The organism is Oscillibacter valericigenes (assembly GCF_016902445.1).
Taxonomy (GTDB): domain Bacteria; phylum Bacillota; class Clostridia; order Oscillospirales; family Oscillospiraceae; genus Oscillibacter; species Oscillibacter avistercoris.
Genome location: NZ_JACSNX010000038.1, coordinates 1 through 12349, shown reverse-complemented (window position 1 = coordinate 12349; position 12349 = coordinate 1). Strand labels below are relative to the sequence as shown.

The window sequence follows — 12349 nt, the reverse complement described above, 5'->3', positions numbered from 1 at the left end:
AGTTCTGAGAATCGGTTGATTGGAAACGAAAGACACCCTTCCTGGGTTTCTTTCGTAGCTATCTTCCTTCCCGTTTTCCCGGATTTCCGGGTTTATCGACAGTCTGAGGGGCCCTGTCCCAATGGGACAGGGCCCCTTTCTCATCTCTTCTCTGTTGTCCGCCAGGATCTGGCAGGCCGTTTTCCTTTACCGGCAGGCGCCGTCTGCCGCTGAGCCTCAGGTGTTCTCCCGGCTGATGGGCTCCCGCACCAGCAGCCGCCACAGCGCCTTTGCGTTGAAGGGGATCAGAGGGTACAGATAGCCCTTTCCCACCAGGGGCTTTGTGGTGGCCAGCAGCACCAGGATGCCCAGAAAGCCCAGGGCAAAGCCCCATACCCGGAAGGCCGCCGTGGCCAGCAGCAGCACCACCCGCAGCAGCTTGAAGGCATATCCCAGCTCATAGCTGGGCTGGGCAAAGCCCGCCACGGACACGAAGGCCATATACACCAGCACCTCCGGCCCCAGCCAGCCCGCCTGCACGGCAAAATCGCCCAGGATCAGGGCTCCCAGCATGGAGAAGGAGTTGGCCAGCGTGTCCGGCGTGTTCAGGGAGGCCAGCTTCAGCACATCGATGAGAAATTCCACCACCAGCAGCTGGGACAGCAGGGACAGCGCCGCCGGCTCCGGAGAGGAGAGAAAATCCAGCCAGCCCGGCAGCAGCTCCGGAGAGCTCACCATCAGGTACCAGGCAGGGGTGATCAGCAGGGAGATCAGGAACACCGTCACCCGGAGGATCCGCAGGTACGTGCCCACCAGGGGCGGAAAATAGAAGTCGTTGGCCTCCTGGGTGAAGTCGAAGAACGTGGTGGGCAGGATCATCACCGAGGCGGAGTTGTCCACCATCAGGATGATGTTCCCCTCCATGACGCAGGCTGCCGCGGCATCCGGCCGCTCCGTGTACCGGACCTTCGGAAAGGGGTTGTACCACTGCCTGGGCCGGATGGCCTCCGCCACGCTCTCCTGTGCCATGGTGAGGGACTTGGCATCGATGTTCTGGAGCTTTTGCCGCAGCTCCGTCAGCAGCGCCTGGTCCACCCGGTCGTCCAGGTAGCACAGCACCACGTCGTTGTGGCTCCGCCGGCCCACCTTCATGCCCTCCATGGTGAGATGGGGGTCCCGGATGCGGCGGCGCAGCAGGGCCATGTTGGGCACCACCGCCTCGATGAAGCCGTCGTGGGAGCCCCGCAGCACCTTGCCGTCCGGCGGCTCTCCCACGCTGCGGCTAGGGTACTCCTTGGCGTCGATCAGCGCCGCGCCGGAGAGGCCCTCCACCAGCAGCAGGCTCTTGCCCATCAGCACGGAGGTGACGATGTCATCCCGGTCAAAGCTGACGTTCACCTCCATAAAGGTGACGAACCGGTCTGCAAACTGCTGCATCTCCGCCAGATCCCTCACAGCCTCCGGCGGAAGCGACAGCCAGAAGGCCCCCATCCGCTCCAGAATGGCGTCGCCGCCGAAGCCGTCGATCACCCAGAAGTGGGCCCTCCGTCCGGCCACATACAGGTCCCGGTACACGATGTCGCAGCTGCGGCCGGCCCCCAGCACTTCGTCGAACCACCGGATATTTTCCTCATAATTGGATGCGATCTGATCCATGCTCCACCTCCGTCATCCCCGCTAGTATGCGCGGCGGAGCGGCGGCATATCCGTCCAGGAAAATACAAAAAGTGATATTGTCTTCCAAAATTCCAAACAGTTTTCAGAAAACCGTCAAAAAAGCGGCGCATCCCGGTCGGATGCGCCGCCTGTGCCCGCCTGCGATCTGCTGCCGTCAGCATATGCTCACGGCTTCTTCTCCGGCTCCCGGGGCTGCGTCTGCCGGCGGTGCCGTTTCCAGAAGTACCGTCCCGCCGCGGCGCCGATCACCGCCAGGAGCAGCAGCCACACCCAGCCGTAGGCCAGGGCCACCGCCAAGCTCTCCAGCGTGCTGACAAACCCCCGCCAGCCGGAGGCAAAGGCCGTGCCCACGCGGCTGCCGAAGCTGGTGGCCGGCTCCTCCACGTTGGATAGCTGGTACACCTCCTGAAGGGTGATGTAGACGGTGGAGAAGTCCACCAGGCTGTCATAGTGCCGCAGGGTGCCGGTGAGCTGCTCGATCTCCAGCTCCGTGTCGGAGATGGCGGACTCGATGGTGATGATGTCCTCCATGTTCTCCGCCTGGGCCAGCAGGGCCTGCAGCCTCTCCAGCTTGGTCTGCTGGGTCACCAGGCGGCTCTCCGCGTCGTAGTACGCTGTACTGACATTGTCGCTGGACTCCTCCTGGTAGGTGACGTGGCACAGCGTGCCCACCCGCTCCAGGAAGGGTCGGTACTGGTCCGCGGGGATGCGCACCGTGTAGTCGCCGGAGCGGTAGCCGCTGCCGTAGTTGTGGACCGCCGCCTGCTCGAAGTAGCCCCCCAGGACCTCCACCAGCGTCCGAAGGTCCGCGTCGGCGGCGTCGAAGCCGGTGGTCTCCACCTCCATCCGGGCGGTGTAGATCATCTTGGCGTTCTCCAGCCGGTCATCCCCGCTGTCCCCCGCCTGGCCGGAGTCCTCGGCCGCCTCCGTCTCCGCCCAGGCGCCGTAAGAGCCGCCTGCGCTGGCCGTTCCGTTGTCTGCCGTGTCCGCGCCGGTCATCGCATCGTCCGACGCAGCTGCATCGCCGCTGCCGCCGCAGCCGGACAGCAGCCCCAGCAGCAGGAGCAGCGCCAGCATCCATGCAAAACCTCTCTTCATTCCGATCCCCTCCCTTTCACGGCCCCGCTTCCAAATCGGGACCCTCTGCCCATATAGACGGAAGATCGCCTCCGGCGCTGCAGGAATCTAAAAATTTTTTTGCAGATCCGCGCCAGGGAGAGAAGTTCTCCGCCAGAGGTTGCCTTTTTCTCCCAACGGGAGTACAATCAAACCAGCGGCCGCGGCAGACCTCGGCCTTTGGAAAAACATTCGGAGGGGAAATATCATGACTTATCAGGAAGTTCTGGAACAAGCCCGGGGCGCAGTGGGCCCCCACTGCAAAGCCTGTCCCGTGTGCAACGGTCTGGCCTGCAAAAACAGCATTCCCGGCCCCGGTGCCAAGGGCATCGGCACCGGCTTCATCCGCAACTATCAGAAGTGGCAGGAGCTGTGCGTCAACATGGACACCATCTGTGCCAACGAGCCGGTGGACACCTCCTTCACCCTGTTCGGCCGGACGGTGGACCTGCCGGTCTTTGCCGCCCCGGTGGGCGCCCTGACGCTCCACTACGGCGACAAGTACAGCGACCAGGTCTACAATGACATCCTGGTGGCCGCCTGCGCCAAGGCCGGCATCGCCGCCTTCACCGGCGACGGCACGGATCCCTCCGTCATGGAGGGTGCGGCCGCTGCCATCGCCAAAAACGGCGGCTGCGGCGTGCCCACCGTCAAGCCCTGGAACCTGGACACCATCCGCCAGAAGATGGATCTGGTGAAGGCCGCCGATCCCTTTGCCATCGCCATGGACATCGACGCCGCCGGCCTGCCCTTCCTGAAGAACATGACGCCCCCCGCCGGCAGCAAGACCGTGGAGGAGCTGCGCCAGATCGTGGACATGGCGGAAAAGCCCTTCATCGCCAAGGGCATCATGACCGTGGCCGGGGCGAAAAAGGCCCTGGAGGCCGGTGCCAAGGGCATCGTGGTGTCCAACCACGGCGGCCGGGTGCTGGACCAGTGCCCCTCCACCGCAGAGGTGCTGCCCGCCATCGCGGACGCGGTGGGCGGCCGGATGACCATTCTGGTGGACGGCGGCATCCGCACCGGCATGGACGTGTTCAAGGCCCTGGCCCTGGGCGCGGACGCCGTGCTGATCGGCCGGCCCTTCGTCACCATGGTGTACGGCGCCGGGGCCGAGGGCGTCCAGGCCTATGTGGACAAGCTGAAGGCCGAGCTGGCGGACACCATGGCCATGTGCGGCGCCCACTCCCTGGCGGACATCAACCGCTCCATGCTGTACGGCTATTGAGCCGTCCCCGCCTCTATCCTTAAAAAGGCGCCGCCCCGGCAGAAGCCAGGGCGGCACTTCATTCTGTTCTTATCCCAGCTCCGCCAGAGCGGCACGCTGCCAGCGGTCCACCGCCGCCAGCTGCTCCGGGGTGTGGAACCAGTGCTCCCCCGCCGGCTCCGCCGTCAGGCGGCAGTTCCACCGGCCGGCGAAGGTCTCGATGGTCTCCCGGTCCGTCAGATGGTCCCGGCCGCCGTACAGAATGGCCGTAGGCGTCCGCCAGCGCCGGACCGGATGGGTCCGGACGTACCGCAGATACTCCCAGGAGAGGTCCTGTCCAAAGTCTGTGGGGATGGTCCCCTCCCGGGCCAGCTGTTCCTCCGTGACGGCGGCCCAGCCCATCATCTTCCGGATCAGGGCCTCCATGTCCACCACCGGGGAGAGCAGCAGCGCCCCCGCCAGCGGTGCGTCCGGGTACGCCAGCAGGCCGAACCAGGCCCCCAGGCTGTGTCCGAAGAGGGCGGTCTGGTCCCACCGGCCCCGGAGCTCCGCCAGGGCGCACCGCAGCTCCGGCACCACCCGCCAGGGCACCAGCTCCGCCGCCTCGGCGGTCCGGTCCCCGTGGCCGGGCAGGTCCACGCTCACCGTCTGCCAGCCTGCCTCTGCCGCCGCGGCGGCAAAGGCGGCGGCCTCCGTCTTGTCCCCGCCCTGGCCGTGGAGGTACAGGAACCCCCGCCGGCGGGGCCGGCCCCAGCAGAGGGCCGGTATCCCGTTCAGGGAAAATGCCTCCGGCCGCATCTCAAAACACGCACTGGGCGGAGAAGCACACGCCCTCCGGCCCCAGGCCCTCCATCAGATAGTCGCTGCCCTGGCGGCAGCCCACCAGCCGCAGCTCCTGGCCCAGGGTGGCCTCCTTGCTGTAGTTGATGAAAAACTCCCTGGGCAGCTTTTCCTGCAGGTCCGCCGGCAGATAGTCCCACACGAAGTCCCCGTAGTTGCCGCTGTACACGTGGCCGTTGCCGTCCAGGTCGGACCAGACCACCTTCCGGGTCCCCAGCTCTTCCACGCCCTCCCGGGGCATCAGGATCTTCCGGGTGGCCGGGGCGTCGATGGGCTTGGGGCAGATCCCCAGCTTCTTGGCGGTAAAGGTGCCGGGCCGCATAATGTGCCGCGTCACCGGATCCACCAGGATCCAGTCACTGCGGATGGACACCAGCAGCCCCTCCCCGTCCGTGATCTCATAGACCCGCTGCATGTGGGCGCCCTTGACGCCGTCCTCCCAGGTGGAGACATCCACCACCTGCAGGGCCTTGGGATCCCGGTGGATCCGCAGGGCGATCCGGGAGAGCAGAAACACCTCCCGCCTCTCATACAGCTTCTCATAGGTCAGGCCCCGGGCGTCGTAGTCCGCGCCGGCCACGGCGGCAGCCATGCTCAGAAGCGTGCTGACCCGAGCCCGCTGATACCGGTCGCAGTCTGCGAAGATCAGCTGGTGCTGGCGCATATAGCTGTTCTCCTGAAGGATCTCTTTCAAATCGCTCATGGTTTTTCTCCTTCGGGCGGTCCCGCCGCCTCTGCTGTGATATATTCCAAAAAAGCATATCATATTTTTCCCATTTTCACAACCCCGCCCGGTTGACTTTTCCCGCCGGGATGTTATCATGGAATCATCCAAATCTGATCAAAGGAGTGTTTTCCCATGAAGACTTCTGTTTCCGTGATCTCCACCACCAACGCCCCCGGCGCCATCGGGCCCTATTCCCAGGGCTATGCCTTCGGCGACCTGGTCATCACCTCCGGCCAGATCCCCGTGGATCCCGCCACCGGCGCCATCCCCGAGGGCATCGCCGCCCAGGCGGACCAGAGCTGCAAGAACGTGGGCGCCATTCTGGAGGCCGCCGGCGTCTCCTTCGAGAGCGTGGTGAAGACCACCTGCTTCCTGGCCGACATGGGCGACTTCGCCGCCTTCAACGAGGTGTACGCCAAGTACTTCACCTCCAAGCCCGCCCGCAGCTGCGTGGCCGTGAAGGAACTGCCCAAGGGCGTCCTCTGCGAGATCGAGGCCATCGCCGTCAAGTAAATCCCCTATCAGACAAAGAGGACCGGCTCTTGGGCCGGTCCTCTTTTTGCCGTACAGCAGTGATCCTTTCAGGGCAGGCGTGCCTGCGGGGCCCGCGCTCCGCAGCCGGATGGTCAGCTCTTCCGGAGGAACACCACGCCCAGGGTCCCGGGCCCGCAGTGGCAGAAGATGGTGCACCCTGCCTTGGCCTCGATGATCTCGTCGAACCGCCCGTCCTCCCGCAGGATCTCCCGGGCGATGGAAGCCAGGTGGTCATCCGGGCAGGTGTCCACCAGAAAGGCCCGGCTGGTGTCCAGGTCCGTCCGGCCCGCCAGCCGGTCCCGGACATACTCCTCCACCACCTTTTCGATGGAGCCCCGGTATTTTTTCGTCACGGGCAGCTTGCCGTCCACCACGTCCAGGCAGGGGTGGAGCTTCAGCAGGCTGGCCCCCAGCGCCGTGGCGGTGGAGCAGCGGCCGCCCTTTTTCATATAGTCCAGGCGGTCCAGCACAAAGCTGGTCTCCACCCGGGGGATCATCTCCTCCAGCATCGCCAGGATCTCCGTCACGGACTTCCCGGCCTCCGCCGCCTCTGCGGCGGCCAGCACCAGCATGCCGTGGCCCACCGTCAGGTTGCGGGAGTCCACCACATAGACGCCGTCCACCTCCTCCGCCGCCAGGCGGGCATTCTGGTGGCAGCTGGAAAAGCCCATGCCGATGTTCAGATGGATGACTGCGTCGTATCGCTCCAGCAGACGGCGGAACAGGTCCTCATAGTCCGCCACGTTCACGGCATTGGTGGTGGTGATCTCCCCGCCGGCATCCACGTGTGCGGCGATATCCGCCGTTGTGATGTCGACCCCGTCCTGATACAGCCTTCCGGCCTTGATGATCCCCAGCGGGGTCACCGTGATGTGGTGGCGCTCCAGCAGCTCCCGGGGCAGATCGCAGGTGGAGTCGGTGGTGATCTTGATCATGCAGACAGCTCCTTTGGATGGATTTCCCCGGCAGGCCGCCGGGGCATTTTCGTCGATGGCGCCCGCACGCCTTCCCCCGGGAGCGCCCAGGCTCCCCGGCGGCGCATGGCCCTCCCCATATCCCCGCAGGCATGGGGCTTTGGAAGCCCCGGCGGCATCATCCCGCAGGGGCGGACCGGGATATCTCCCCGGCGGCGGCAGGCAGCCTCCCGCCGCTTTGCGGCTATTGTACCATAGCTGCGGGAAAGAGTCCAGTAAAGAGTCCAGCAAAAAGCGGACTGCAGGCCTCTTCCCGCAGTCCGCCGTTTTTCAGAAAGCCCGGGATCGGCCCCTTCAGGCCAGCAGCATTCGGACCATCTCCTCCGCCGGGTCCACCAGGGGCAGCGCGGTCCGCTCTGCCAGGGCGTCCTTGAAATGGGGGAAGTGGGTGCAGCCCAGCACCAGTGCCTCGGCACCGCACCCGGCGAACCAGGCCGCCAGATCCATCAGATGGTGCTGTTCCACCAGCCGGCTGGGCTCTGTGGCCGCCTCCACGGACAGCACCACAGGCAGCGAACAGGCACCCAACAGGTCCAGCTGGGGATTGGCCTGGAGCAGCACGCCCTCGATCCCGGAGAGGCCCTGGGCGTTTGCAGCGATCACCGCCAGCCTGTGATACCGGGGCGCCAGCAGGCGGTACACATCCAGCGGCGTCACGATCCGCAGCCCCGTCTCCTCTGCCAGCGCCGGGAAGTCCACCGCGCCGGACAGGGAGTTGCAGTACACAAAGGCCCGCCGGCAGCCCTGGGATCCGGCAGCCTCCAGGATCTCGCGGGCGCGGCGCTGCTTTTCCTCTGCCGGGGCGTGCTGGAAGGCGGTCTGCTCCCTGGGGCCGTCAGAGACCGGAAAGGCCAGTCCCGGAAGTCCACGGTCCGTGAGATACTCCACGCCCATCCGGGTGTCCACCGGGGTCCCGGCCAGCACGGCAATGGGTCCGTCCATCTCGGATTCCTCCTTCTGTCATCTCTTCTGTATTCACTCCAGCTTTCGCGGGAAGTTGCCGAACACCCGCACCCCCTCCTGCACGGTCAGGAACGCATGGGGGTCGATGGAATGCACCATGGGCAGCAGTTCCTCGATCTCATACTTGGACAGGCACACGCACAGCACCCGGACATCGTCCTTGGTGTACGCGCCGATGCCGTTCCAGTATGTAACGCTCCGCCCCAGCTTCTGGATGATGAAATCCGCCAGGGCCTGCTCATCCTCCCGTGTGAAGATCAGCGCCTGGACGTTGACATTCTGCTGGTGCATCCGGTCCAGCAGCAGGGAGTTGGAGAAGTTGTAGATCACGGAGTAAATGGCGATCTCCGGATCAAACAGCACCAGGATCACGGTGTAGAGCACCGCGTTGAAGCCCAGGGAAAACTTTCCCACCGTGAAGGCATGGTCCTTCTTGCTCATGATCAGGCCCAGCACATCCAGCCCGCCGCCGCTGCCGCCGCAGGTGAGGACGATGCCGCTGCCGATGCCGGTGAGGATCCCTCCCAGCAGGCAGGCTGTCAGATAGTCGTCCACGATGGGCTGGGACGGGATGGGGATGATGCTGTAAAAGAAGGAGTAGGACACCGTGCAGATGATGGTCCGCACTGCCAGGCCTCTCCCCAGATTGCGGTAGCCCACGATCAGCAGGGGGACATTCAGCAGGAAATAAAGGATACCGGCAATATCATACTCCCCCAGCTCCAGCCCCAGCTGCGCCTGCAGCAGGGTGCGGATCAGCTGGCAGAGGCCCATCAGCCCGCCGGTATACAGGCTCAGCGGAACGATGAACAGATTCAGTGCCGCGGCCGCGATCAGCTCACCCAGCACGGCGAGCACCAGCCGCAGGACGCGGTTGTGCATGGTGGTATAAAGCATCGGTACAGCCCTCCCTGGAGTGCGATTTCCATCTGCGGATCTTTCCCGGTTCTTCTTTTTATTAAGATTATACGGTGTGCCGCAGAAAACCACAAGAGGAAATCAGCAAAATTTACAGGGTATACTGCAGATAGCGGTAAAGCCGCTGCTTTGCCCGCCCGATCGTCCGGGAGACCGTGGAACGGTTGATCCCCAGTTTCCTTGCGATCTGCGACATCTTGAGGCCCCGGTCATAATAGAGGGCCAGGACCTCCCGCTGCCGGGGCGTCAGCTCCTGCTCCCGGGCCCGGCGGAGATTCCGCCGCAGCCGTTCCAGCTGGTCGTGGTTGTCCTCAGCGGTCTCCCGCAGCCAGACCGTCATGTCTCCGATCCACTCGCTGCTGCGGGAGTCAAAGCGTGTATCTCTCATGTCTGTGATAGCTCCTGTCATAATAGCGGGCGGTGAGCACCGCCAGTTCCCGGGTCTCCCGCAGCAGCGGCTCCAGCTCTGTGATCCGCCGCCGGACAGCCCTGCCGGATGCCTCATCCGGCTGCTCCCGGGCGGCCCGGCGCAGCTCCGCGATCCGCTCCCGCAGCAGGGCCGCGCTCTCCGCATAGAGGGCAGACATCTCCAGAAGCGTCATCGCCGTCCCTCCCTTCCTCTGGTCCGGCAGAAGGGCGCCAGCTCTTGCCGGGCGAACTCCGGCAGGCAGACGGCGCAGGCGGTTCTGCCGTTGCAGTACCAGTACCGCTCCCCCTCCGTGATCTCTAGGCCGCAGAAACTGCAGCGCAGCGTCCCCCTGATGGGCACGCAGTTCGTTCTTCGCAAACTCTCCATTCTCCTTTCCAAATCGGTCTCCGCCTGCGCAGTCTTGCGCGCCGGCAGCGCAAAATAAAAAAGCACCGAAAAAAACGATTTTTTCTGTTGACAAATCACCTTTGGTCTGCTAGAATAAATCCTGCTGTTGGAACTGCTGGTGTAGCTCAGCTGGTAGAGCAGCTGATTTGTAATCAGCAGGTCGGGGGTTCGAATCCGTCCACCAGCTCCAATTTCATATGGGGGAATTCCAGAGCGGTCAAATGGGGCAGACTGTAAATCTGTTGCCTTCGGCTTCGGTGGTTCGAATCCACCTTCCCCCACCAAAGGTGCCTGCAACTGCGGGCGCTTTTTTTATTTTGGGAAACAAGTTTCTTGTCTTTTTGTTTTTAATATTACAAGTTTCTTGTTTATGCTCCTACCATAGCACGAATATACTTGGTTGTCAAGACGCTATTTACAAGAATCTTGTAAATTCGCATTGACAACCGGCAGAAAATCCGATAGGATGATAGCAAGCTATACAGGGAGGTCGGAACGCATGTCACTGGGAGACCGGATCAGAGCACGCAGAGAGGAGCTGGCCCTGTCGCGCCCGCAGCTGGCGGAGCGGCTGGGCGTTACCCCTTCCACGGTCAGCAATTATGAGATCGGCGTCAGCTTTCCCAAGGAGGAGATCCTGCTCCGCCTGTTCGACTGTCTGGAGATCGATCCCAACACGCTGTTCCAGGACAGCTTCCGCCACGACAGGTCCGTCCTGACCCAAAAGGAGCGGCAGCTGCTGGAGCAGTACCGGAGCCTGTCCTCCGCCGGCAGAGAGGGCATCAGTGCCGTTTTGAAAACGCTGCTGGCCTATCAGGCGGAGCTGGAGCGGCCCGCACCGGAGCGGGAGTCCCGGGTGATCCCCCTGTACCGGACGCCGGCAGCTGCCGGCTATGCAGCGCCGGTATTCGGAGAGGATTTTGACTACCTGGCGATCTCCGATGAGATCCCGCAGGCAGCGGAGTTCGCCGTGCGCATCCAGGGTGACTCCATGGTGCCCTACATTGCCGACGGGGACGTGGTCTATGTGAACCGGGACCCTCTGGCTGCCGGGGACGTGGGCATCTTCTGCGTGGACGGCGAGATGTTCTGCAAGCAGTATTACAAGGACCCCGCCGGGACGGTGTATCTGTTCTCCCTGAACCGGGCGCGGTCCGACGCGGACCTGGTGCTGACCGCCGGAAGCGGGCGGACACTGGTGTGTTTCGGCCGTGTGATCCTCCACGCGCCGCCGCTGCCGGGAAGGCCGTGACAAAAACAGGGCCTGTGCCGCATCCTGCGGCACAGGCCCTTCCTATGTTTTCACACGATAAAGCCCCCGTCGGCGCCCAGGACCTGCCCGGTCAGGAAGGACGCCTTGTCCGAGGCCAGGAACACCACCGCGTGGGCGACGTCCTCCGGCGTCCCCAGCCGCCCCAGCGGCGTCTCCTCCGCCAGCTGGCACAACGTCTCCTGTCCCAGCACCTGGACCATGTCCGTGTTGATGACGCCGGGTGCCACACAGTTCACCCGAATCTGCGACGGCGCCAGCTCCAGCGCAAGGGAGCGGGTCAGGCCGATCAGCGCGGCCTTGGTGCAGGCGTAGGCCACCTCGCAGGAGGCGCCCCGCAGCCCCCAGATGGAGGAGATGTTGACGATAGATCCCGCCTTCACATGGAGCATGTGGGGCAGGACCGCCTGGATGGTGTTCCGGGCGCCCCCCAGATTGACCGACAGGTAGCGGTGCCACTGCTCGTCGGTGATGTCCTGAAACTGGATCTGCCCCGCAATGCCGGCGTTGTTCACCAGCAGCGTCACCGGGCCAAGGGCCGTCTCTGTCTCCCGGACCATGGCCGCGACAGAGGCCCGGTCCGCCACATCGGCCTGCACCGCCATGGCGCTGCCGCCCCTGCGGCGGATCGTCTCCGCCACCTCCTCCGCCTGCTGCCGGTGCTCCAGATAATTGACGCAGACGGCATATCCCTCTTCCGCCAGTTCCAGCGCGATCGCCCGACCGATCCCCCGGGATGCGCCGGTCACCAATGCTACTCGATCCATTGTGTTCCTCCTGTCAATGTGCTGTGAGCAGTATAACAAAAAAAAGCAGATCGCGCAAGAAAACTGTTGACAAAAGGAGCTGTTTCATGTATCATATGAATGTTCCGTTTCGGACGATTAGCTCAGCTGGCTAGAGCACCTGCTTGACGTGCAGGGGGTCACAGGTTCGAGTCCTGTATCGTCCACCATCACAATCCCTTAGAGCCGCAAGGCTTTGAGGGATTTTTCTTGTCCAAAAATCGTGTTTAGCCTTATTTTTAGTCTGATTGTGCGGCAAAAATCAGCCGCCTGAAGCTGCGGATCACCCGCTCCATCCGGTTTGCGCTGTTGGGCGTTTGACTGCGCGAAAAGCCCGGACGGAGCGATCGCTCCGTCCGGGCTGTTTTGCCGGAAGTGCTCCGGCTGTCGTCCCACGGTCTGCCTGGATGCAGGGAGGGAAATGGTTTACTCGGTCACCTCGCCGCCGGGGGCGGAGTGGGCCGTGGACCAGGCGTGCTCCAGAGCCGCCCAGTCGCGCTGGGGCAGCTTGTCCGTCCAGTTCTCGACCTTGTCACCGCTGA

Annotated in this window: 14 protein-coding genes and 3 tRNA genes; 6 read left to right on the top strand and 11 right to left on the bottom strand. The window is 63.8% G+C overall.

Annotation, left to right across the window (positions count from 1 at the left end; all coding sequences use genetic code 11):
• Window positions 1-216 precede the first annotated feature (216 nt).
• Window positions 217-1635: a spore germination protein gene (locus H9X91_RS13645; protein WP_204805797.1), complete on the bottom strand. Its 1419-nt coding sequence runs from the start codon at window positions 1633-1635 to the stop codon at window positions 217-219.
• 186 nt (window positions 1636-1821) lie between these two features.
• Window positions 1822-2754, bottom strand: coding sequence for a DUF4349 domain-containing protein (locus H9X91_RS13640; protein WP_204805795.1), 933 nt, complete (start codon window positions 2752-2754; stop codon window positions 1822-1824).
• Between the two features lie 226 nt (window positions 2755-2980).
• Between H9X91_RS13640 and H9X91_RS13635 the strand changes: the two genes are divergently transcribed.
• On the top strand, window positions 2981-4000 hold the full coding sequence (locus tag H9X91_RS13635) for an alpha-hydroxy-acid oxidizing protein (protein ID WP_204805793.1): 1020 nt from the start codon (window positions 2981-2983) through the stop codon (window positions 3998-4000).
• Window positions 4001-4069: 69 nt separating this feature from the next.
• Here the strand turns inward: H9X91_RS13635 and H9X91_RS13630 are convergent, their stop codons facing one another.
• Window positions 4070-4777, bottom strand: a complete 708-nt coding sequence (locus H9X91_RS13630; RefSeq protein WP_204805791.1) for an alpha/beta hydrolase — start codon at window positions 4775-4777, stop codon at window positions 4070-4072.
• 1 nt (window position 4778) lies between these two features.
• On the bottom strand, window positions 4779-5522 hold the full coding sequence (locus tag H9X91_RS13625; protein WP_204805789.1) for an acyl-[acyl-carrier-protein] thioesterase: 744 nt from the start codon (window positions 5520-5522) through the stop codon (window positions 4779-4781).
• 156 nt (window positions 5523-5678) lie between these two features.
• Between H9X91_RS13625 and H9X91_RS13620 the strand changes: the two genes are divergently transcribed.
• Window positions 5679-6059, top strand: coding sequence for a RidA family protein (locus H9X91_RS13620; RefSeq protein WP_204805787.1), 381 nt, complete (start codon window positions 5679-5681; stop codon window positions 6057-6059).
• A gap of 113 nt (window positions 6060-6172) precedes the next feature.
• Here the strand turns inward: H9X91_RS13620 and H9X91_RS13615 are convergent, their stop codons facing one another.
• The 6 genes from H9X91_RS13615 to H9X91_RS13590 form a co-directional block, all read right to left on the bottom strand.
• Entirely contained in the window at window positions 6173-7015 is an 843-nt protein-coding gene (locus tag H9X91_RS13615) for a DegV family protein (RefSeq protein ID WP_204805785.1), read from the bottom strand.
• A gap of 333 nt (window positions 7016-7348) precedes the next feature.
• Window positions 7349-7996 (bottom strand): aspartate/glutamate racemase family protein, encoded by a 648-nt coding sequence (locus H9X91_RS13610; RefSeq protein WP_204805783.1) that lies wholly within the window; start codon window positions 7994-7996, stop codon window positions 7349-7351.
• A 33-nt stretch (window positions 7997-8029) separates the two neighbouring features.
• The gene (locus tag H9X91_RS13605) at window positions 8030-8914 is read right to left on the bottom strand and encodes a YitT family protein (RefSeq protein ID WP_204805781.1); all 885 of its coding nucleotides are present in this window, start codon (window positions 8912-8914) and stop codon (window positions 8030-8032) included.
• Between the two features lie 112 nt (window positions 8915-9026).
• Complete coding sequence (locus H9X91_RS13600; protein WP_204805779.1) at window positions 9027-9323, bottom strand: sigma-70 family RNA polymerase sigma factor; 297 nt, start codon at window positions 9321-9323, stop codon at window positions 9027-9029.
• Window positions 9304-9537 carry a hypothetical protein gene (locus H9X91_RS13595; protein ID WP_204805777.1) on the bottom strand — a complete coding sequence of 78 codons (234 nt, stop codon included), beginning with the start codon at window positions 9535-9537 and terminating at the stop codon, window positions 9304-9306. The genes H9X91_RS13600 and H9X91_RS13595 overlap by 20 nt, the downstream gene beginning before the upstream one ends.
• On the bottom strand, window positions 9534-9722 hold the full coding sequence (locus H9X91_RS13590; RefSeq protein ID WP_204805775.1) for a hypothetical protein: 189 nt from the start codon (window positions 9720-9722) through the stop codon (window positions 9534-9536). Before H9X91_RS13590 ends, H9X91_RS13595 begins: the two co-directional genes overlap by 4 nt.
• A gap of 144 nt (window positions 9723-9866) precedes the next feature.
• Between H9X91_RS13590 and H9X91_RS13585 the strand changes: the two genes are divergently transcribed.
• The 3 genes from H9X91_RS13585 (at window position 9867) to H9X91_RS13575 (ending at window position 11004) form a co-directional block, all read left to right on the top strand.
• Window positions 9867-9942, top strand: a tRNA-Thr gene (locus H9X91_RS13585).
• Window positions 9943-9951: 9 nt separating this feature from the next.
• Window positions 9952-10036 (top strand) — tRNA-Tyr (locus H9X91_RS13580).
• A 215-nt stretch (window positions 10037-10251) separates the two neighbouring features.
• A complete protein-coding gene (locus tag H9X91_RS13575) occupies window positions 10252-11004 on the top strand; it encodes an XRE family transcriptional regulator (RefSeq protein ID WP_204805773.1) in 753 nt (250 codons plus the stop codon).
• A 50-nt stretch (window positions 11005-11054) separates the two neighbouring features.
• Here H9X91_RS13575 and ymfI read toward each other — a convergent pair whose 3' ends face one another.
• Window positions 11055-11789, bottom strand: coding sequence for an elongation factor P 5-aminopentanone reductase (gene ymfI, locus H9X91_RS13570; RefSeq protein WP_204805770.1), 735 nt, complete (start codon window positions 11787-11789; stop codon window positions 11055-11057).
• 111 nt (window positions 11790-11900) lie between these two features.
• Between ymfI and H9X91_RS13565 the strand changes: the two genes are divergently transcribed.
• Window positions 11901-11977, top strand: a tRNA-Val gene (locus H9X91_RS13565).
• The last annotated feature ends 372 nt before the right edge of the window (window positions 11978-12349 follow it).